Origin of the sequence: Sinomicrobium soli, from assembly GCF_003285545.1 — a bacterium.
GTDB lineage: Bacteria > Bacteroidota > Bacteroidia > Flavobacteriales > Flavobacteriaceae > Sinomicrobium.
In genome coordinates this window covers 290166-312690 of sequence record NZ_QLNV01000005.1, presented here as the reverse complement: position 1 = coordinate 312690, position 22525 = coordinate 290166, and the positions used below count along the sequence as shown (strand labels likewise).

The window sequence follows — 22525 nt, the reverse complement described above, 5'->3', positions numbered from 1 at the left end:
TAACGTTATGATGCTGATTTTAAAGATTTCCCTCTCATTCCATATCCATTTCGCGGTCGCTGCTGTCCTGTCCGAAAAAAGGCATGCCTTCTTCCGTCCACTTCAATACGCGGGCATGCGTATGCCGGTTGGGGTCATACAGGGGTTCGCCGTCAATCTCCTTATAGTTGCGGGCATGGTATATCATCACATCGGTCCTGTCGTCTTCTCCCACCGTAAAACTGTTGTGCCCGGGGCCGAAACGCCTGAACTCCGGATTGCTGAAAAATACCGGTTCGGGAAGTTTGTGCCACGAAGCCGGATCGAGAAGGTCAGCATTCCGGTCTGCCCAGAGCAGGCCTATGGCATAATTGGCATCGGTAGCACTGGCAGAAAAGCTCACGAATACCTTTCCGTTACGCACGAGTACCGCCGGCGCCTCATTGACCCGGTGCCCCTTTATCTCCCAGTCATGCTCCGGCCGGGAAATAACGACCTGCTGTTCGGCCAGCGTGACGGGGCTGGTCATTTCCGCAATATACAAACCGGTATTCACCACCTCGTCTGATGCCCTGTCCGACCATATCATATACCGCTGGCCACCGAGTTCAAAGGTAGTGGCATCCAGTGCAAACTGGTCTCTCCTGCTCACGATCTGCCCTTCTTCCTTCCACCGGCCCTCCGTAGGGTCGTCAGCGGCATTAGACAGTGCATACATGCGTATTTTCCATTTTTCCTCAGCCGATCCCGCTGCGAAATACACATACCACTTTCCGTCAATACGGTGAAGTTCGGGCGCCCAGATATGGTTTCCCATCGGGCCCTTATCGTGCTTGCGCCATATCACCACCGGTTCCGCCGCTGCTATACCGTTAATGGTTTCAGATTTGCGAATCTCGATACGGTCGTACTCCGGTACGGTGGCGATAAAGTAATACATCCCGCCGGCTTTGGTCACAAACGGATCTGCCCTTTGCAGGACCAGCGGGCTCTTATACCCGTTTTTATCCGCGGGCTGGGCATTCCCCGTAATCCCGCCGACAAGCAGTATAACGGCACATACGATATTCGCATAATTCACCCGTATTACCTGCATTCCGCCACAAGGGTTCGGCAACATGCTGAAAAAACCAGAGACTCTTTTCATTTTTTTCCGATTATGATACAGGTAAATATAGGATTTATTTTTTATAATTGTATTTAAAACACTTAAATATTTATCGCTCTGAATACCCTACTACCGGCAAGTGATCGGTGTACTTCCCGTAACAGGCTGGGAAAGGCATGAATCCCCGAAAAGCTTTTACATCCGGGGTATTCGGCGCAAAAGTAAATAAATACGGCCCAAAGTGGTGGTAATTTTATAAATTGGGCAAAATATTTCACCCTGTCGGTCCGGGACAATTTTTAAAGTAAGAGCTTGTTTAAACTAATGCTGATTCATTGCAAACACGATATCAACCGTCTTTTTTTTATTTTCATCGGTTTCTGGCTGACGGCATTTTTCTTGTCCTGCAGCGGCACCGGGGACAAGGGCCCTGTAAAAATCGGTTTTTCCCAGGCCATGACTACAGACGACTGGCGAAAGCAAATGAACAAGTCGATGCAGCTGGAAGCGTCTTTACACGACGATGTAGCCCTTACCGTACTGGATGCCCGTGACGATGTGGAAAAACAGATTTCGGATATCGAATCTCTCATCCGGAACGGGACAGACATCATTATCGTATCGCCCATACAGTCGCGCCCCCTTACTGCGGTTGTGGAAAAGTCCGTAAAGGCCGGTATCCCGGTTATTGTCATCGACCGGAAAATCGGGAACGAAAGCTATACGGCCTATATCGGGGCAGATAATATTGAAGTGGGCAGAAATGCAGGGCGGTACATTGCATCGGTTGTCCCCCATCACGAAGGGAAGATCAGGATCGTGGAAATCAAAGGGCTTAAAGGGTCTTCCCCGGCCTACGAGAGAAGCCTGGGGTTTAGCCAGATCGTCAACCGCTTTGAAAAACTTGAGATTGTGGCTGCCATAGACGGGGACTGGGAAAGCGGATCGGTAAAAGCACCGCTGAGAGATGTACTGAAGCAGGAAAAAAAGATCGATTACATCTTCTGTCACAACGATCGCATGGCCCTGAGTGCCTGGGAGGTGGCCAGGGAAAACGGTATAGAGAACAGTATAAAATTTATAGGAGTGGACGGGCTCAATACCGAAAACGGGGGCATACAACTGGTACAGGAAGGGGTATTACAGGCCACCATTTTCTATCCTACCGGCGGGAATGAAGCCATAAAACTCGCCCTCCGGATCCTGAAAAAAGACCCTGTTCCCAAAAACCACCTGCTGAACACTACCGTGATCGATGCGGTCAACGCCGATATCATGAAAAATCAGCTGGACAAGATAGACCGCCAGCAGGCCAGTATAGAACACCAGCTGCAAAAACTTTCCGAACAGGAAGAAAAATATGCTACCCAGGCCAACCTCATCAAAATACTCACCTTCTTTCTGGTGCTCATCCTGGCCCTGGCCATTTACGGGATTTACTCGACCTATATCATAAGCAAAAAGAAAAAGCTGCTGGAACTCCAGAGTCAGAAAATCACCCTGCAGCAGGACAAGATCAGGAAGATCACCGGAGAGGAATTCCGTACCAGGCTCGACACCATCATTACACAACACATAGATAACCCCGGGTTTACCGTAGAAGAACTGGCCCAAAAGCTCAATCTGTCCCGCGTTCAGCTTTACCGCAAGATAAAAGCCATGTCCGGTGCGAGTGTCAATGAGTATATCAGCGGCATCAGGCTCGAAAAATCCAGGGAAATGCTCCGGGACACCTCGCTTAATATTGCCGAAATAGCCTATGCCTGTGGTTTTTCATCTCCCAATTATTTTTCCACCTCCTTTAAGAACAAATACGGGATCACACCCAAGGAATACAAAAGCAATACCTGACCGGTATGGCGGAATATGGCAGGTACCGGCTTAAACACGGGATAAAAATCATGTAACCTCAGTGTAATTTGCTGTTACCTGAGTGTAACTATATCGTTATCGTAATGATTTTACAAAAAACAAAGCCCCTGATTTGTAATAAATTAAAAAATAAGAGCAATAAAAATTATATAAATGAATTATTTGAAACATTACTAAACATATATCGGTTTTTTTAAGAATAGTTTAGCATTCGTCACAATTAAATATGAGATGAACAAAATTATTCTCTGGTCTGTTACGGCCGCACTGGCCGGTTTTCTGTTCGGGTTCGACACCGTGGTAATCTCGGGCGCCGACAAACAATTGCAATTGCTGTGGAAGTCTTCCGATGCCTTTCACGGTTCCGTGGTGATGGCCATGGCCTTATGGGGTACGGTGGTGGGTGCCCTGTTCGGCGGCATTCCGACCAACAGGATAGGCCGGAAAAACACTCTTATCATAATAGGGGGATTATACCTGCTTTCTTCTCTCGGGTCTGCACTGGCAAATGACCCTTATACCTTTGCCTTCTTCCGGTTTATCGGCGGGCTGGGGGTAGGTGCATCGACCATTGCCGCTCCCGCATACGTATCGGAAATTGCACCTGCAAAAAGCCGGGGCCGACTGGTATCGCTGTACCAGTTCAATATCGTACTCGGAATACTCATCGCCTTTATCTCCAATTACCTGCTCCGCAATACGGGGCCGGATTCCTGGCGGTGGATGATGGGAGTAGAAGCTTTTCCTGCCCTGATCTACCTTGTTTTTGCATTCAACCTTCCCAAAAGCCCGAGATGGCTGATCTCCAGAAAACAGGTAGAATCGGCACGGGCCGTACTCAAGGTCATCAACCCCGGTAAAGATCCTGAACAGCTGATAGAAGAGATCCGCCAGGGTTCAGGAGCAAACCGCACAGGGGAAACCATTTTTATAAAAAAATACCGGTTCCCGCTTATCCTGGCCTTTCTCATCGCCATGTTCAACCAGCTCTCGGGGATCAATGCCTTTCTCTATTACGCTCCCCGGATATTCGAAGAAGCCGGGCTGGCCCAGAACACTGCCCTGTTGAGCAGTGTGGGTATAGGGCTGGTAAACCTGCTCTTTACGCTCCTCGGGGTCATGCTTATAGACCGGCTGGGCAGGAAGACATTGCTGCTATACGGGTCGTTCGGGTATATTATCTCCCTTTCCATGGTAACGGCAGCTTTTTACTTCGGCTGGGGAGGGTATTCGGTTCCGTTGTCCCTGTTCCTGTTCATTGCTTCACATGCCATAGGGCAAGGCGCCGTGATATGGGTCTATATCTCCGAAATTTTTCCCAACCACCTGAGGTCTTCCGGGCAGGCTTTCGGGTCGTCGGTACACTGGGTACTCGCTGCCATAATCCCCTCGCTCATTCCCATGCTGTTCGGCGCCATAGGTGCCTGGCCGGTATTCATGTTCTTTACGGTCATGATGCTGATACAACTCCTCTTTGTCTGGCTGGTCATGCCCGAGACCAAAGGGATTTCCCTGGAGGATATACAGGCCCGGTTAAAAATGCCCCGAAGGCGGAGTACCTGACCGGATCATATTCAAAAAACAACGCTTTAATCCATCTATTTTAATCCTTATGAAAAATACTGTAATCACAAAAACCGTAATATTGCCCGCATTCCTGCTCGTCTTTATGGCCTGCGGACGGAAAGACGGGAAAAAGGAAACCGGGGAAGTCCCTGTAAATGACACAATAGCTTCTGAAGAAAATAAACACTACCGGCCTCATTTCCATTTTACCCCGGAAAAGAACTGGATGAACGACCCTAACGGGATGTTCTACTACGACGGCTATTACCACCTTTTCTTCCAGCACTATCCCGATGCTGCGGTATGGGGGCCGATGCACTGGGGGCATGCCGTGAGCAGGGACCTGCTCCACTGGGAAGAACTCCCCATAGCACTTTACCCCGGTGAAGAAGGATATATTTTCTCGGGCAGTGCCGTGGTCGACGAAGAGAACACTTCCGGTTTCGGTACCGGCAACCACCCTCCGGTAGTAGCCATGTACACCATTCACGACCCGGAAAAAGAGAAAAACGGGCAGACAGACGTGGAAACACAGGGTATTGCCTACAGTACGGACAAAGGCATGACCTGGACCAAATACGACGGAAACCCCGTGGTCGGAAACCCCGGGATACGCGACTTCCGCGACCCCAAAATAGTACGCGATACCATTCACGACCAATGGGTCATGGTTCTTGCAGCCCAGGATCGGGCCAAATTCTATCGTTCCGGCAATCTGAAAAACTGGGAATTCCTCTCTGATTTCGGGATGGATACCGGGGCGCACGGCGGCGTATGGGAATGCCCCGATTTCTTCCCCATGACCATTGAAGGTACGGGGGAAACCAAATGGGTACTGATACAGAGCCTGAACCCGGGTGGCCCCAACGGAGGGTCGGCAACCCAGTATTTTGTGGGAGATTTTAACGGCACTTCCTTTACCCTCGACCCTGGTTTTAAAACGGCGCTGGACAAACGAAAAGCCTTCTGGATAGACTACGGAAAGGACAACTATGCCGGGGTTACCTGGTCCGGTATCCCCGACAGTGACGGGAGAAAACTCTTTATCGGCTGGATGTCTAACTGGGAATACGCCCAGCAGGTACCCACTACCACCTGGCGAAGTGCCATGACGGTACCCAGGGAACTCAGGCTTATCAGGGACGGAGGCCTCTTCCTGCTGGCTTCTTCTCCCGTCAGGGAACTGGAAAGCTTTCGCAACAAAATTACTGAAGAGCAAGATGTTTCCCTCTCCGCGCCTTTTGTATACAAGAGTGAAAACGGCGGCGGGCTCAACAGCACCGAAATTTTGCTCTCCCTGGAAAAAACGGGCAACAGTATCGTGGAATTCCGCTTGTATAACACGGAGGGAGATACCCTTTCATTCGGGCTGAACAGTGTCAAAAAGGAATTTTTTACAGACAGGACCAGGGCAGGACAAACGGATTTTTCGGAAAAATTCGCTGAAAAAGCCTCTACTGCCCCCCGTTTTACTTCCTCAGGCACCCTCGATGTACGTATTGTACTCGACAAGACTTCCATCGAGGTATTTTACGACAGCGGCACTGCGGCAATGACGGAAATATTCTTCCTCAAAAGCCCTTTTGATCATTTCGACATCCGATCGACAGATCCTGAAACCACTTTAAAGAACATCACCATTCACCAGCTGAAATTCAATTAACCAGGGAGTCGGAAGTCCAAAGTCCGGAGTCGGAAGTTGTCATTCCGACGAAGGAGGAATCTCCGGGACTTTTGTTATGCTGCTAAAATTCCTTCGTGCTGGGTCGGATATTCTTCCCTGCATTCTGAATGACATTGATGATTGCAACCTGCAACTAAGAACTACAAACTAATAAACTAAATTATGAAACAATTCTTATTATGCCTTCTGTTACTGGCACAAGGCTACCTGTTTGCACAGGAGATCACCGTAAACGGTACGGTGACCTCCTCGGAGGACGGACTTCCCCTGCCCGGGGCTTCCATTCTTGTCAAGGGCACTACCAGGGGTACTGTCACCGATTTTGACGGAAACTACAGCATCGGGGTCTCCCCGGGAAACGAACTGGAGATCAGTTATGTAGGATTTAAGACCATAACGATCCCGGCAGACGGGGAAACGCGTATCGACATTGTACTGGAACCCGACAGCAAGCTCCTTGATGAAGTCGTGGTTGTAGGGTATTCCACACAGCGAAAAGCGGATATCACCGGGGCAGTGTCTGTAGTGGATATAGAAGAAATGAGCAAACAGACAGAACCCAACCCCATAAAGGCATTACAGGGACGTATCCCCGGCGTGAACATTTCCACCGACGGTTCTCCGAGCGGGGGCAATACCTCCATTACCATCCGGGGAGTGGGGACCCTCAACAATACCGATCCGCTCTATGTTATCGACGGAGTTCCCACCAAATCCGGAATGCACGAACTCAACCCCAACGACATAGCATCCATACAGGTCCTTAAGGATGCCTCTTCGGCAAGTATATACGGTTCCAGGGCCTCCAACGGGGTCATCATTATCACGACCAAGCAGGGAAAGACGGGAAAAATGAGGGTAAACTTCAACTACTATTCCTCCTTTTCCAGTTATGCCAACAGGCAGGAGGTACTCAATGCCAGGGAGTACGGAAGGGTCTTATGGCAGGCCAATATCAACGACGGGATAGAGCCCAATACCAACAACCTGAGCTACCAGTTCGACTGGGGAGTTGTCGACGGCACCCCTACCCTGCACAATATACTCATACCCGAATACCTGGATGGCGAAAAAACCCTGAAATCGGCAAACACCAACTGGTACGACGAGATATCGCAACAGGGAATTGCCAATTCCCTGGACCTGTCCGTGTCCAACGGCTCCGAAAAAGGGAACTACATGTTCTCTCTCGGCTATTACGACAATAAGGGTATCATAAAGACCACCGAATTCAAAAGGTTATCCGCCCGTATGAACTCCTCGTACAACTTCCTGGACGGCAAGCTGAAGATAGGGGAGAACTTCACCCTGAACAGGACCAGTGAAGTACAGGACCCCGGGGTGCTGGACCCTGCATTAAGGGCACTTCCCGTTCTCCCCGTACGCACTGTAGACGGTCGGGGATGGGGTGGACCCGTCGGTGGGATGAACGACCGCCAGAACCCAGTCAGGCTCCTGGAATACAACAAGGACAACGGGTACAAATACCTCAGGCTCTTTGGCAATGCCTATGCCGAGCTGAAGCCGGTAGAAAACCTGCTGTTAAAAACGAGCTACGGCATAGACTACAACGACTATTACCAGCGTACCCTGCAGCGCAGCTATGTATCCGGTTACCTGAAAAACGATAAAAATGCCGTAAACATAGATAAAGCCACTACCGTAAAATGGACCTGGACCAATACTGCCCAGTACGATCTGGCCCTCGACAAACATACCCTGAATTTCCTGGCTGGAATGGAGATGTTCAGGGAAGACTACGAAAACACCTGGCAGCGAAAAGAAGATTTCCTCATCGAAACCCCCGATTATATGTATCCCGATGCCGGTACGGGGGAAGCCTATAACGGAGGATCGGCCACTGCATACAGCCTGCTGTCCTATTTCGGAAAAATTTCCTATGACTACGATGCCAGGTACCTGTTTTCAGCTACCCTGCGCCACGACGGTTCTTCGAGGTTCGGGAAAAACAACCGCTTCGGTACGTTTCCCGCTTTTTCTGCCGGATGGAGAATAAGCAACGAGGCCTTTGCCGGAAAATCCCTGCCTTTCTTTTCCGACCTGAAACTCCGGCTCGGATGGGGGCAGACCGGGAACCAGGAAATAAGCAATGAAGCGATCTACTCACTGTACCGGGCCAATTACGCCGGGGAAGACCCTACCTGGAACACCTCCTACGGAACGGCCTATGACCTCGCAGGAAACGGGAACGGCCTGCTGCCGTCCGGGTTTATTGCCATCCAGACCGGGAATGACGACCTGAAATGGGAAACCACCACACAGACCAATATAGGGCTGGATTTCGGTTTCCTGAACCAGTCCCTTTCCGGAAGTGTCGACCTCTATAAAAAGGTGACGAAAGACATCCTGGTGCTTCCTCCCTATCTCGGGGTTATAGGAGAAGGCGGAGACCGCTGGGTAAACGGCGCCACCATGGAAAACGAAGGCATCGAACTGGCCCTGCAATACCGGAACAGTACGGAATGGGGACTGCAATACGACATTTCGGGGAATATTGCCGCCAACAAAAACAAGATCACCGGCCTCCCCGAAGAGGTGAGGAATAATTACGGCGGTGACGGACAGGACGACAATATCCTGGGGCGCCCCATCAACTCCATGTACGGATATGTGGCCGACGGCCTCTTCAGGACGGCCCAGGAAGTGGAGAACTCTGCCGTTCAGGAAGGAAAGGGCCTGGGGCGCATCCGGTACAGCGACCTGAACGATGACGGGATCATCGATGACAAGGACAGGGCCTGGATAGGAAATCCGAACCCCGGTTTTTCTTACGGGTTTAATATTTCCCTCGAATACGGAAATTTCGACCTGTCCGCTTTCTGGCAAGGCGTGGGAAATGTCGACATCATCAATCAGACCAAGTACCAGACCGACTTCTGGAGCGTGGACGACGTAGGGTCTAACAAGGGTACCCGGCTGCTCCATGCGTGGTCTCCCGAAAACCCGGGATCTGACATCCCCGCACTGACCACCATAGACAGCAATGCCGAATCCAGGTTCTCCTCCTATTACGTGGAAAACGGCAGCTACCTGAAACTCCGGGTGCTGCAACTGGGGTATTCCCTGCCGGAAAATATTCTCGAAAAGTACGGTATCGCCACGTTCCGGCTATATGCCAATGCGCAAAACCTGTGGACCATTACCTCATCCGGTTTTACCGGTGTAGATCCCGAAGCACCGGGGTTCGGATACCCGCTGCCGCTCACCTTTACCCTCGGGCTAAACCTTTCTCTTTAACACAAAAACAATGATCATGAAAAAGATTGTATATACCTTCTGCTACCTTGTTGTACTGACAACATGGTCGTGCGGGGACTTCCTTGAAGCCGATCCCAAAGGGGTTGTGGCGGAAGAGGACCTCGTTACCCCCGAAAATGTGGAGACCTTCATAACCTCGGCCTATGCCGCTCTGGGCAACGATCACTACGACACTCCTTTCAGTCTCTGGCCTTACGGAAATGTAAGATCGGACGATGCATACAAAGGCGGGAGCGGCACCAATGATATCCAGACATTTCACTTTTTCGAGATCTCAAACAACATCCGTACCGACTTTGATGAACTGGACAGGTTCTGGTACGATTGCTATGTAGGGATCTCGAGGGCCAACAAGGCCATAAATGCCCTGAACCGGATCGATGAAAGCGAATTTCCCCCGAAGGAAACCCGGCTGGGAGAAATGCATTTTATCCGGGCACATTTCTATTTTACACTCAAGATCATGTTTAAATACGTGCCCTATATTACCGATGAGATCGCTACCGGCGAATACGGCGATATTTCGAACCGCGACCTTACCGACAACGAACTCTGGGAAGCCATAGCTTCGGATTTCGCGTATGCCGCAGCACATCTGCCCTCAAGCCAGGAAGAGGTGGGACGGGTAAACAGCTATGCCGCCAATGCATACCTGGCCAAAACCCGCTTATACCAGGCTTATGAACAGGACGACAATTACAATGTGGTAAACATCAACACGGAAACCCTGCAAAAGGTCATTGCAGCAACAGACCAGGTGATGGGGGCGTATACGCTGGAAGCCGATCTCGGTTTCAACTTTATGCCCGGAAGCTATGAGAACGGCCCGGAATCCGTATTTGCCATACAGTATTCCGACAACGACGGAACCCTGCACGGCCGGCTGAACTACAGCGATGTACTGTCTACTCCTCAGGGACTCGGGTGCTGTGACTTTCACAAACCCAGCCAGAACCTGGTCAACGCCTTTAAGACCGGGGCAGACGGCCTCCCGATGTTCGACACCTTCAACGATGCCGACCTGGACTACAACCAGCTGGACAACTACGAGGTAGACCCGAGGCTCTATCATACCGTAGCCATTCCCGGGCTGCCCTATAAGTACCACCCCGACTATATTTATAAGGAAAGCTGGAACCGCTCGCCCGGTACCTACGGTCATTATGCCTCGCTAAAAGAAAATGTTCCGCCCGATTGCAGCTGTTTTGTAAATATTGACCCTTTTTACGGAAATTCCAAAAACAGGATACTGATCCGCTATGCCGATGTAATGCTCATGAGGGCCGAGGCCCTTATTGAACTCGGGCAGCACTCGGAAGCACTTCCACTCATCAATACCATCAGGGAACGCGCCGCAGCCAGTACCACACTTACCTCCGGCTATGCAGACAATACGCGGGTAAGCCGGTATGAAGACGGGGTAAACTGCAACTGGACACAGGATTTTGCGCGTCAGGCCCTGCGCTGGGAACGCAGGCTGGAATTCGCCATGGAAGGAAGCCGGTTCTTTGACCTGGTGCGCTGGGGGACCGCTACCGAAACCCTGAATACCTATTACACCGGGGAAAAGGAAAAAAGAACCTATTACCAGGATGCCGGGTTCGACCACGGCAAGGAAGAATTCTGCCCCATTCCACTGGCCCAGATCAATTTCAGTCAGGGGCTGTATCAACAAAATTTCGGATATTAGATCGGTAGTAATTGTAAAATGTTAAAGTATAGGGTAGAATGATTTTAGATCTTAATTTTCAGATGAAAAAATTCCTGATAGGAATATTCGTAACGGCCATGCCCATCCTGGGTAAGGCCCAAGATAGCCAGGACAAATCATCACGGGATAATCTCCTGAATGTTCAAATCGATAAAAAATGGCTGTTGCTTCCTGTAAAAAACGGGGAAGAACGAAAAAAAATGGTCTTACGTGACGGCGACAAACAGCTGCGGTCTTTTGATATAGAATTGACTGATCAGGACCCGGATTGGTATGCGTACCTGGATGTCAGCGCGTGGAGGGGTAAAACCCTAAGCCTTGATGTACATACAGGGACAGATATGTCCCGGGCGCTCTCTTTGATAAAACAATCTGATAAGGAGATAGATAAAAAAACCTTGTACCGGGAGAAGAATAGGGCCCGGTTTCATTTTTCACCCAAAAGGGGATGGAATAACGACCCTAATGGCCTGGTGTATTACAACGGTGAATATCATTTGTTTTTCCAGCATAACCCATATGGTACAGAATGGGGCAATATGCATTGGGGACATGCAGTAAGTAAAGATCTGGTACACTGGAGAGAAATCGGAGAAGCGTTATACCCGGATAGTTACGGAACGATGTTTAGCGGGAGTGCAGTAGTGGATAAGAATAATACCAGCGGAATGGGTGATGGTTCAGATCCCCCGATGGTTTTGTTTTATACTGCTGAAGGATCGTGGGTACAGGGACTGGCATACAGTACCGATGGCCGGAAATTCAAAAAGGCGGAGACCCCGGTAGTCCCGAAGATTACCGATGGGAACAGGGACCCCAAGGTGATCTGGCATGAACCGTCACAAAAGTGGGTAATGGTGCTTTATGTGGAGCTCGAGGGCAAACAGCATTCCATGTACTTTTTAACATCATCAAACCTAAAGGACTGGGAAACAACCGATGTGGTAAAGGGAGGAACAGACAGTGACACCTATTTATTCGAATGCCCGGAATTCTATGAGCTGCAGGTGGAGGGAAAGCCCGGGGTAAAGAAATGGATTTTAACGGGGGCAAACAGCGAGTATGCCATTGGTACGTTTGACGGTGAAAAATTTACTCCTGAATCTGAAAGGCTCAACGGACAGCATGGCAGGGATTTTTATGCTGCGCAGACCTTCAATAATGAGCCCAAGGGTCGCAGAATAGAAATGGGTTGGTGGCGTACCAAAACTACCGGACATGGCAATAATTTTAACCAGTCCATGAGCATACCCATGGAAATAAAGCTGCTTGAAACAGAAGAGGGACTGAAAATTGCCCGCCAGCCGGTTGAAGAGTTGAAGAAATTGAGAAAGAAGCATCACGTATTTGAAAATCGTCAGCTTCGTGACGGGGAGTCCTTTCTCCTGAAAAAAATCAAAGATGACTTTCTGGAAATTCATACCCGCTTTTCTTCTATTACTTCTGAACAAATTATATTTTCGATCAAAGGTGTGGATGTGATTTACAATGTAAAAGACGAAACTTTAAGTATCGACGGAGTTGATATGCATTTACCATTGACCAACAACCAATTGGAACTCACCTTATATGTGGATAGAACCGGGATAGAACTTTTTGCAAATAAGGGGGTCTACTTTATGCCTGTCAATATTAATGTCGACAGCAATAATAAAGATATCGGGATCAAGGTAAAGGGAGGAAGTCTCCGGACTGAAAGCGAAGTATATCAGTTGAGGAGTATCTGGAGGTAATTTGATGAAATATATGAATTTTGGCATTATAAAATCGTGAAGATGAACAAGGAAAAGAAACTCAGGGTCATATCATACGGAGAGGTTTTGTGGGACTGTTTTCCCGGTTACCGGAATATCGGAGGGGCGCCGCTCAATGCAGCCCTGCGCATGCAGTCGCTGGGATGTGATGTAAATATGATAAGCGCTATCGGCGAGGATACCGACGGGAGTGAGATAAAGGCCTTTCTCGAAAAACACGGAGTAGGCACTACGGGTATCAGCACCATTGCAGAATGTCCTACCGGAACGGTACAGGTAAGCCTGAACGACCGGGGGTCTGCCACTTACGACATTACCTATCCTTCGGCGTGGGACAGTATCCCGCTTACCGAAACGGCCATACGGCTGGTATCCTCTTCCGACCTCCTGGTTTACGGAAGCCTGGCCTGCCGCGACAGTATCTCCGAAAGCACCCTGCACCATCTTCTCTCAGCTCCCGTATTCAAGGTTTTTGATGTCAACCTGCGGAGCCCTCATTACACTGCAGAAACCATCACCGGACTTATGGCCAAGGCCGATTTTATAAAATTCAACGACGACGAGCTCTACGAGATCGCCGAAGCCCTGGGCTCCCCGTATTATTCCCTGGAGCAGAACATCACCTATATCTCCCGCAAAACGGGAACACCGTCGATATGTGTTACCAAGGGCAGGCACGGGGCTGTACTCTGGCAGAGCGGAAAGTGGTTCTACAACAGCGGGTACAACATCACGGTAAAGGATACCGTAGGGGCGGGCGACTCCTTTCTCGCCACCCTGCTCACCCACCTGTTCCACCACAGCTCCGGCCCGCAGCAGGCCATAGACACCGCCTGTGCCATGGGGGCCCTGGTTGCGGAGAACGAAGGAGCCAACCCGGTCATCGACAAAGACCGGCTGAAAACACTGATGGGCGGGAAGAGAGGGTAAACCCCGGATAGGCCCGGCATTATTGCAGACCGGGAAAATCAGAACCTGGGATAAGAGAAACTCATTGCATAATTAATTGGTATCCTTTAAACAGGAAACCGTTTACGGACGTTTGGGTTCCGGATCGTCAAGAAACAGTTCGATAGCATCGTACAAGACCCCCGCCGAGCCCTTAAAAGAAGCTGAGCCCCTGGGGGAATTATCCGGGGTATACCACTCGTAAAAACCATCGTTGGCAATCACCCTGTCCAGCATAGGCCGGAGATGCTCAAAGGCCGCTTTCCTGAAGCCGTTCTCAAAAAGGGCAATGATCATGCGACCGCCAAACCAGGTCCAGTCGCCCCCGTTCTGATAACCGTACGGGTGCATTCCCTCATTTAAAAAAGTCCCTTCGGGATAGGGAGGATACAGGGTAAGCCCTATGGTAGAGGCCCCTGCCTTTTTCATATTATCCACCATCGGAAACAACAGCCTTGCTTTTGGGAATAAAGCCGTCTACAATGTTTCCGTCTTCTCCCTGCAACCGGAAAAACACCCTGAGGTTTTCTTTTAGCAATTCCCTGTCATTGACTTCGGCCGCCAGGTTTATAAAAGTGTTGTAATCCCTTATCCACACTTCCATATATCCGTCTCCGGCATTAAACCCGTTCCTTGCCAGCTGCAGTGCCTTTTCCCTGACAAGACCGAGTTTCGGGTCTTTATAAGTGCTTTCGGTTGCCGTTCCCTTTTCACCGTTTGTCTTTTGTTTCTCCCCGCCACATGAGAAAAAACAGAGGAACAGCGGCAATGATATCAGAACTGTGTATTTCATTTGAACTATTGTTTCAGGATTATTCGGGAAGCTTTCCTCTTCCCCATTCACGATTCGGTTCGGGGCCCATTTCAAGAATCAGGGTCCCTCCTTTCAGCAATTCTCCGGAAGGGAACCAGAATGAAGTCAGCGCTTTACCGTTGAGTATGGCCGACTGTACGTATTTATTGACCCTGGATACATTTCTGGCTTCAATGACAAACTGCTTGCCACGCCCGTAGCGTTCGCCGAGGTCGATGACGGTTTTCCCGTATAGCGGACTGGATATTTCGTAGATGGGTGCTTCCCGGGTTCCCCCGTCCGTCTGAAAAAGCCCGAGAGATGCCATGACGAACCAGGCGCTCATCTGTCCCTGGTCTTCATCACCGAGATAGGCATTTCCCTCATCATAACCGTAATATTTATCCAGGATCGAACGGCTCCATTTCTGGGTCAACCAGGGATGGTCCACCCAGTTGAAAAGGAACGCAAAATGCATGGACTGCTGATTTCCCTGAACGACCGGGTAATCCCAGTACTGGTCATTTGGCGCATTATACCGCCAGGGCTCACTGGCCCGGAACCCCCAGTCGAGACGTTCCACGAAACTGTCTTTACCGGTGATCTGTGCCATGGCCGGAATATCCTGGGGGACAAAATAGCTGAGCTGCCAGGCATTCCCTTCCACATATTCCTTGTTCCTGCCGGACTGAAAGGGATCGAACGGTTCTTCGAAATTTCCCTCACTATCGCGTAGCTGGGCATAGCCGGTTTCGGGGTTAAAGGCATTTCTCCACCAGCTTCCGCGTTCCAGGAATATCTCATAATCCTCTTTTTTTCCGAGGGCTTTGGCAAACTGGGCCACTGTCCAGTCGTCATACGAGTATTCCAGGGTATTGGAGAAACGTCCCTTGTCATGAGGAACATAGTTATATTTAAGGTAAGCCTCCAGATCCCTGTTCCCTGCATACCCTCCGGCTACAGGTCCGGCAGGGGTAGTCTGCATCTTCTTTACAGCTTCAAAGGCTTTCTCGGTATCAAAATCCCGGATCCCCATCTGGTAAGCCGATACTATAAGCGGAATTTCGTGCTCGGCCACCATTACGGGAATATATTCCATTCCTGCCGGGCCCTTGGACAGCCAGCCGTTGGCATCGTACATCGCAAGCTGGGAGTTGACCCATTTAGACGACCATTCGGGGGTAACCATATTCCAGAACTGGTTGAGGTTCCAGAAGGTATTCCAGAATGCATCACAGCCCAGGACCACATGTTCCGGGTTCGCAAGCTGCCGGACCCTCTCATCCGCAGCCACCCATTCACCATTGACATCGCTCCATATATTGCGGCATAGCGAACGGTAAAAATTGGTGTAAAACCTTTTTTTCTCCCGGTAGTCATCAGTGGTGATACGGACCCGGGAAAGATATTCGTTCCACACTTTTTTCTGGTGTGCCACCACCGCTTCATAATTCCATTTAAACGGCTGAGAGATCTCCGTTTCCAGGTTTTCAGCCGCATTGTCAATACTCACCAGGGAAATCCCGATACGGGCCTGTACTACATTGTGCTCACGGGTATCAAACTCCGCAAACATCCCGGCATCCTTCAGGCCTGTTCCCGCAATTCCGGGATTTCTGACAATGGAATCATTGATCCACCCCCCGAGTTTTTTAATCGGGCGGTCGAATTCGATCACAAAGTTCACCGTGTATTCCTGATCCGCATCACTGCTCCATACCCGGGGAGATAACTGGTGGCTTTTTCCTTCGATACGGTAATCACTCACCTGTGTCATTTCGACAGCTTCCAGGCTGTAATCGTATTCGGCCTCTATATGGAGGTCTATCATTACCCTTCCGTCCTTATCCTCCGGGAAGGTATAGCGGTGGAAGGCACCACGGGTAGTGGCGGTAACTTCGGCCAGGATATCGGAATCCGTAAGATGTACCTTGTAATGTCCGAGCGGGGCTTCCTCCGATGATTTGTCGATCCGGGAACGATACCCGGAATCCGGATCCGCCTCATCACCAACTTCAATCCGGAGGCCCCCGTTGGTAGGCATCATTCCGAGACCGGCCATGGTCCACTCGTGAATATGACTGAAAGTCCCCAAACTTTCGAAAGAAGGCTGGTAACCTGCCTGCCATCCCCTGTTCTGGTTATCAGGGCTAAGCTTCACCATACTGAACGGCATCCACGGGCCGGGGGCGATCATCCACCTGGAATGGGCGGTGCCCATCCGGGTGTCTACATAGTCTGCGGGTGTTTGCAGGGGTTGGGGTTCCCGGGAAATACTTCCGGACTCGATCTCCTCACCATTGACCAGGATACGGTATTCACTTTGCCGGGCAGAAGACACTGCCGGCATCGGGACTTCCAGCCGGTATCCCGCCGTATCCAGCTGTTTCTGAAAAATACGCCGGTGGTCCAGTTCCACCTCTACGGTAGGGGTCCCGGACAGGTGTTCCACATCCAGAAGAAGGGGCTGATACCTGCCTGATTCCTCCTTTAACTCATAGGCAGCCGGTTCCACAGCGCGAATAAAGATCTCATCCGGGACGAGTACAGTGGCTCCGGACGGACCTTCCAGGCGGATATGGTCAAAAACCACCCAGCTTCCTTCCAGGATGGTCAGTGTCACCTTATTACCCCCGCTGCGCACTTCCCCTTCCCTGACCGGGATTCTCAACACCCGTTCGGTTTTGGTATCCGGCACCCGGGTAACAGTACTGTCTGAAATCCCGCGGAGCGAAAATTTTTCGTGCTGGTCGTTGATACTGACTTTAAAAAGTGATCCGGAAGGGGCGGAATCTACGAGGTCTACAACGAGGAACCACTCTCCCTTGGCCGGGAGTTCCTCCACGCCGAAAAGTATATTGATCTCGTGGGTCCGCCACCCGGCAGTTCGCCATGTACCCCCCCAGGTATCATCGGGCCCCGGCAATACATATGGAAAATCGTCAGAAGCTTCCGATTTCCCTATGAGATAATAGCGATCTTCATAACCGAAATCCTCACTCAGGAATTTTTTATAGTCTGAGGGACCCAGGGCCAGGTCGGCCCCTGAACCGTCATCGGTTCCGATACTCCACAGGGGCACGGCGACACTCCCGGAGATCGGTGACAATGCCTTGTTCTGCATATTCCCAGAGTTATAACTGTTACAGCCGGATAGCATTCCTGACAGAATAAAGCTCCCCGTAAGTATATATACTATTTTCTGATATAAGATTGGGTTTTTCATCATCTGAAAATAAAGTGTTCTTTTGATTCATTCGAAAATCCGGCAAGGGACCATTCTTTTAATAATGTTAATATGTACAAACATATTTATTATTTTTTGTTTTCTGCAATTATGAGTGTGAATGTTTTCAATATTCTCTGTCCTCTTATCGAAAAACGATCGGAATCTCAATAAAAAATCAAAAATACGGACGACCGGAAGTGTCCTGGCACTACCTAAAGCCCGGAAGAAACCGCAAAGGCAATCCGGTTATCGTGTGCTCTCCACGGTATAAATAAAGCTGTCTGCCTTATAGTACCCCAGATTATATTCGATGGGCCTTTCTCCCTGGTCAAAGACATGACGTTTTCTGAATAACACCGGGAATCCCTGTGGGATCTGAAGTTTTTCGGCAATAAAAGCATCTGCAGCGGTTGCACTGATCTCCTCTTTGGAAAGTGTAGCAATTACGGAATGCTCCTGTTCCAGCATTTCGTACAGGGGCTTTTTGAAATCTTCGTCTCCTGTAAGTTCTACACGGGGGTGGAAATAGGAAGCAAAATACACAAACGGCTCTTCCGGCTTTCCGCGTACCCGTTCCATTTTCAGCACTTTACTTCCCTTTCTGATTTCAAAAAAACCGGCGAGCGCTTCATCTGCAGCCACCCAACTGATATGCAGCTCGAAATTCCTGATCGGGATGCCCCGGAGTTTCATCTCCTGTGAAAAACTGAGCCAGTTATTTGATTTCGAGCTTACCGGTTTAGGGGCTACCTTGGTACCCGCCCTTTTTTTTCGTACCAGCAACCCCTCGAAAACCAGCTTCTTTATGGCCTGCCGGACCGTAGTACGTGAAATAGCGAGTTTTCTGGAGAGCTCGACCTCGCTCGGAAGGGTCTTGCCGTTCTGATATTCCTCCCGCTCTATGAGTTCCCGCAACAGGGCCTCCACCTGGGCGTGTAAGGGCACGGGGCTTTTGTGGTCAATCGCAAATTTCATAGCTTGTTTATTGGTATGTGCAGGCAATACTACTAATTTTTTTTGTTTGGTAGGTTTGTTTATACATTAAAATTCCGGTTTATCCGGGAAGGCTACCTGCCTCTACGCATTTTACCGGAAAAACGATAAAGAGATACAAACAATTCGCCTGCCAACTGTGAACACCATAACAACCCTGGCCAAAACAAAATTCATTTATTACTTTTGAAGGGATCCATTGGCAATGATTATGAAAGAAGACATCCCTGTTGTTGATAAAACCAGTTCTTTGGCTGCCATTAAAGTAGCAAAATTCGATGTAAATAAACGTTACACCAAACCCCATAAACACAATAAGTACCTGGAGATCGTTTTTTTTACAGGCGGAGAGGGACATCATTTCCTCGATCTGAAAAACTACAAGATCGATCCCCCGGTACTTTTTTTTATCCATAAAAACCAGGTACATCATTGGGAGATAAATACTGCTCCCCGGGGTTATGTAATAATTATAAAGGAATCTTACCTGGAAACGACCAAAGATAAATCTATAAATACCAGGCTTCTTCAATTGAACGGGATTAACGAACTAAGAATCCCTTCTGAAAAAGCAGGACAACTGGAAAACCTTTTCAGGGCATTGTGTCATGAATTTGAAGGATCTCACCCTAAAACAGCAATCTTTGAAGGTATTTTCAATGTCATACTAATGAGTTTAACCGATTATGCGAATCGCCTGAATGGCAATCCTCAGAATACAGGCTTGCTGTTTTTAAATATGATCTCTGCCGACCTTAAGGTCAATGTCAGGCACTATGCAGAAACATTGAATATGACCCCCCAAAATCTGAATAACCTATGTAAAAAATTATTTAACCAGACAGCTTCCGAGGTTATTGCACGCCATATTATAAAAGAGGTCAAATACTTACTTGTTTATACAGATCTTGCGGTAGCTGACATTGCTTGTAAATTAAGTTTTCAGGATACCTCCAATTTTATCAGATACTTTAAACGACATACCGGATTGACCCCGTTTAAATACAGAAAAACAGATCCGGAACACTAAAACAACCATTTATTTTTCATTTACACCATTTTCCGGAACCGTGAAGATGTACTTTTGATGGCGTTTTAATTATAAAGCACTTCCATGAAAAGTTTTAACCCCCGGTACCTGTTGTTTCTTATTCTTTTTTACAGTATACATGCCAGATCACAAATCAAAGGTAAGGTTATAGATGATGCCGGTACCCCCCTGGAATATGCTACTGTTGCCGTTTATCAGCAAGCAGACAGTACACTGGCAGGTGGTGTGATCACTGACTATGAGGGAATCTTTGAAATTGACGGCCTGAAAAAGGGAAAATTCTTTTTAAAGGCGTCATTTATCGGATTTGAAACCAGGTATATTAATCACATTGTTATTGACAAACAGAAGGGCAGCAAAGATCTCGGGACTATCCGGTTAATACCGGGAAACCGGCTTTCGGAAGTAGTTGTTCAGGCTGACAAAAAATCAATGATCAGTAAAATTGACCGGCAGGTATTTGAAACCAGTCAGTTCAACAGTACACAGGGCGGTTCCGGGTCGGATGTCATCCGAAACCTTCCTGCAGTCAGTATTAATGGCCAGGGGGAAATAAGTGTACGCGGTACCACCGGTTTTGTGGTTTTATTCAACGGGAAACCTTTACAGGGCGACCCTGTGGCATTTATAAGTCAGCTTCCTGCCAATGCCATAGAAAGAGTTGAAGTCATCACGGCCCCTTCCGCCAAGTACGATCCGGAGGGAAAAGCGGGGATAATAAATATTTATACCAGGAAAGAAGTCCTGAACGGTTCTTTTGCGCAGGTCAATATTAAAGGGGGCTTCCCTTCGATCGAAACCTACGGGAATGAAGACCTTCACAGGCGCTATGGCGGAGATCTTACGTATAATATGAGGAATGATCGATGGAATATATCCGTTGGAGCCAGTTATCAAAAAAACGATCTTGGCGGACGACGCGAAGGTGATGTATATACCGTAAACAACGACACCTTAACACGTTTTCCCTCTACCGGGGAACGGAGTTTTGACGAAATCAGCTATAATGGTCGCCTTACGGCAGATTACAATCCGAACGAAAGCAATAGCTTCTCATTAGGCTTTTACGGAGGTAAACGTACCAAAGACCGGTTGGCAGATATTGTGTATTATGACAATCATGCCATTACGCCTGCAGAAGAAGGAAGCAGAATATATACCTTCCGGTATTTCAACCATAATCTGCGTACCAGGAAAGGAGATTTCATTTTAGGAAGCCTTGATTATAACCACATTTTTAATAATGAATCCAGATTGTCGGGGTCGCTGCTGTATGAATACACCCTGCTTGGCGGCCCCACGGTAAATCAGAATCTGGGATATCCGGACGCCTCCGTGGTTTACCAGGATGAATACAATACCAATGACAACCCGCTACATGGAACAAGACTGCAACTGGATTACGATTTTAAGCCTTTATCATTCGGAACCCTGGAAATCGGTTATCAGTACAGAGGTCTGGATCACACCGGGGATTTTGTGTATGAACGGCAGAACAACAACACCGGTGAGTTTGAACTTGTCCCGGAATTTTCGAGTGATGCAGACCTTAAAAGAAACATCCACTCCGGTTATGTACAGCTTGGGAACACCAGAAAAAAATGGCAGTATAGCGCAGGTGTACGGCTGGAAGCCATGAACCGGGAATACGACCTGAAAGATAAGACAGGTACGATCGATACTACCTACAGTTACGACTTCGTAAAACTATTTCCATCGGCAAGCCTTCAGTATAGCTTTAACGAAAGTACGGACCTCAGAGCAGCGTACAGCAGACGTATTGAGAGAACTACGACATTTAAGATGAACCCTTTTCCGGAAAGAGAACATTCGGAGACCTTAGAGCAGGGAGACCCCACACTCAAACCCGAATTTATCGACCTTGCAGAGATCGGCATCAGCAAGGATCTTCATTGTGGAAATAGTATCTATGCTACCGGATATTACCGGCATGTTAAAAACGTGGTGAACAGGGTAAACACCGTATACAACGACACTATTTTAAACAGAATTTATTCCAATGTGGGAAATGCCAAAACCTGGGGGCTCGAAATGGGTTCTCAATTCAACATTACGGAAAAATGGAGTAACTTTATTGGCGGAAACCTCAATCACTATAAATTAAAAGGGACCTTTGACGGCAGGCCCGTTAACACTACCTCTACGATGTATTCGCTGAACATAAATTCTACGTATGAGTTCGGGGAAACAGCTTCAGTCCAGTTTAATTTCAATTACTTATCAGACAGGGTGACCGCACAAGGTGAGGATTCCCGGTTTTATTCCCCGAATCTGACATTTCAGAAATCGTTTCTTGACAACCGGCTAAAGGCCACACTTCAGTGGCTTAACATGGACCTGGGGTTATTAAAAACCAACGAACAGCGGATAAGCACTTCCACGTCGGGCCAGTTTTACACCACTACAAATTATATATATGAAGTTGATATGGTGGTACTCAATCTGTCGTATATCCTAAAGACAGGCAATAACAAATCCCGGTTTATTGACAGCGAATTTGGCAAAAAGGAGTTTTGACCCTATCGCTTAAAAACGGA

General features: G+C 48.7%; 15 protein-coding genes. 9 read left to right on the top strand and 6 right to left on the bottom strand.

Features of this window, described 5'->3' with window-relative positions:
- Window positions 1-34: 34 nt before the first annotated feature.
- Window positions 35-1126 (bottom strand): glycoside hydrolase family 43 protein, encoded by a 1092-nt coding sequence (locus DN748_RS08755; protein WP_236636820.1) that lies wholly within the window; start codon window positions 1124-1126, stop codon window positions 35-37.
- Between the two features lie 285 nt (window positions 1127-1411).
- Between DN748_RS08755 and DN748_RS08750 the strand changes: the two genes are divergently transcribed.
- From DN748_RS08750 to DN748_RS08720, 7 genes are all read left to right on the top strand, one after another.
- Window positions 1412-2938 carry an AraC family transcriptional regulator gene (locus DN748_RS08750; RefSeq protein ID WP_112371393.1) on the top strand — a complete coding sequence of 509 codons (1527 nt, stop codon included), beginning with the start codon at window positions 1412-1414 and terminating at the stop codon, window positions 2936-2938.
- Between the two features lie 252 nt (window positions 2939-3190).
- Entirely contained in the window at window positions 3191-4522 is a 1332-nt protein-coding gene (locus DN748_RS08745) for a sugar porter family MFS transporter (RefSeq protein ID WP_112371392.1), read from the top strand.
- 49 nt (window positions 4523-4571) lie between these two features.
- Window positions 4572-6188 (top strand): glycoside hydrolase family 32 protein, encoded by a 1617-nt coding sequence (locus DN748_RS08740; RefSeq protein WP_236636819.1) that lies wholly within the window; start codon window positions 4572-4574, stop codon window positions 6186-6188.
- Window positions 6189-6371: 183 nt separating this feature from the next.
- Window positions 6372-9467: a SusC/RagA family TonB-linked outer membrane protein gene (locus tag DN748_RS08735; protein WP_112371391.1), complete on the top strand. Its 3096-nt coding sequence runs from the start codon at window positions 6372-6374 to the stop codon at window positions 9465-9467.
- Between the two features lie 16 nt (window positions 9468-9483).
- Complete coding sequence (locus tag DN748_RS08730) at window positions 9484-11178, top strand: RagB/SusD family nutrient uptake outer membrane protein (RefSeq protein WP_112371442.1); 1695 nt, start codon at window positions 9484-9486, stop codon at window positions 11176-11178.
- Between the two features lie 62 nt (window positions 11179-11240).
- Window positions 11241-12932 (top strand): DUF4980 domain-containing protein, encoded by a 1692-nt coding sequence (locus tag DN748_RS08725; protein WP_161554511.1) that lies wholly within the window; start codon window positions 11241-11243, stop codon window positions 12930-12932.
- Between the two features lie 42 nt (window positions 12933-12974).
- Window positions 12975-13883: a carbohydrate kinase family protein gene (locus DN748_RS08720; RefSeq protein ID WP_112371389.1), complete on the top strand. Its 909-nt coding sequence runs from the start codon at window positions 12975-12977 to the stop codon at window positions 13881-13883.
- A 102-nt stretch (window positions 13884-13985) separates the two neighbouring features.
- Here the strand turns inward: DN748_RS08720 and DN748_RS19235 are convergent, their stop codons facing one another.
- The 5 genes from DN748_RS19235 to DN748_RS19320 form a co-directional block, all read right to left on the bottom strand.
- Window positions 13986-14330: a glucosidase family protein gene (locus tag DN748_RS19235; RefSeq protein ID WP_201741450.1), complete on the bottom strand. Its 345-nt coding sequence runs from the start codon at window positions 14328-14330 to the stop codon at window positions 13986-13988.
- A gap of 1 nt (window position 14331) precedes the next feature.
- A complete protein-coding gene (locus DN748_RS19230) occupies window positions 14332-14694 on the bottom strand; it encodes a hypothetical protein (protein ID WP_201741449.1) in 363 nt (120 codons plus the stop codon).
- Window positions 14695-14713: 19 nt separating this feature from the next.
- Window positions 14714-17818, bottom strand: coding sequence for a GH92 family glycosyl hydrolase (locus DN748_RS08710; protein ID WP_112371388.1), 3105 nt, complete (start codon window positions 17816-17818; stop codon window positions 14714-14716).
- A gap of 351 nt (window positions 17819-18169) precedes the next feature.
- Window positions 18170-18898 (bottom strand): GntR family transcriptional regulator, encoded by a 729-nt coding sequence (locus tag DN748_RS08705; protein WP_112371441.1) that lies wholly within the window; start codon window positions 18896-18898, stop codon window positions 18170-18172.
- Window positions 18899-18977: 79 nt separating this feature from the next.
- A complete protein-coding gene (locus DN748_RS19320; RefSeq protein ID WP_236636823.1) occupies window positions 18978-19331 on the bottom strand; it encodes a hypothetical protein in 354 nt (117 codons plus the stop codon).
- On the opposite strand from DN748_RS19320, the gene DN748_RS08700 reads away from it, so the two are divergent.
- A complete protein-coding gene (locus tag DN748_RS08700; RefSeq protein ID WP_236636822.1) occupies window positions 19239-19946 on the top strand; it encodes a helix-turn-helix domain-containing protein in 708 nt (235 codons plus the stop codon). The two genes, DN748_RS19320 and DN748_RS08700, sit on opposite strands and share 93 nt — an antisense overlap.
- Before the next feature lie 84 nt (window positions 19947-20030).
- Window positions 20031-22505 carry a TonB-dependent receptor domain-containing protein gene (locus tag DN748_RS08695; protein WP_112371387.1) on the top strand — a complete coding sequence of 825 codons (2475 nt, stop codon included), beginning with the start codon at window positions 20031-20033 and terminating at the stop codon, window positions 22503-22505.
- Window positions 22506-22525 lie beyond the last annotated feature (20 nt).